Source organism: Terrimonas pollutisoli, assembly GCF_029360765.1.
Taxonomy (GTDB): Bacteria; Bacteroidota; Bacteroidia; order Chitinophagales; family Chitinophagaceae; genus Terrimonas_B; species Terrimonas_B pollutisoli.
Map to the genome: position 1 here is coordinate 1 of NZ_JARKNA010000070.1, position 561 is coordinate 561.

1 protein-coding gene is annotated in these 561 nt (G+C 41.7%); it reads right to left on the reverse strand.

Annotated features, from left to right (window positions below):
* On the reverse strand, window positions 1–561 hold a 561-nt coding region (locus tag P2W73_RS26395), incomplete at both ends, for an IS91 family transposase (RefSeq protein WP_276505102.1).

The window sequence follows — 561 nt, forward strand, 5'->3', positions numbered from 1 at the left end:
AAGGGCATTGCCTGGGATTAAAGGGCTCAGGTTTGGCTTTGGGTTTTATATAAGCGGGTGTTTTGATGGGTGGCACCTGCGCTTTTATTCGTTCAGCACATCTTTGTTTGCTGCTGCTGCTCAGTATTCCATAATGGCGTATACGTACAAAACCTTTTGGCAATATATGCAGGCTGAACCTGCGGATAAATTCCATCGCTTCTAACTGCATCGTTTTTGTTACAGCTCCGTGCTTATAATCTTTATACGTAAAATCAACTTTGCCATTTTCCTGTTTTTGCAACCGGTGATTGCTAATGGCAATCTTATGCGTATAACGTCCTAAATATTCTATCACACTATGAGGACTATCAAAAGGTGTTTTTGCAAACACTACCCATTGCTGTTTGTAAAGACTGTTTAGGAGTGCAGGTGTTATATGCCCGGGCAATCGGTTTTTTAGCTGCCCAATAAACTTACCTCTGAACACCGTGCTCATTGCTTTTACATTAAACAAATATTTTCCTTCCGACTTTGCCGTGCGCCATTTATGTTGTTTGGTTAATCCGCCACCCGGTACAA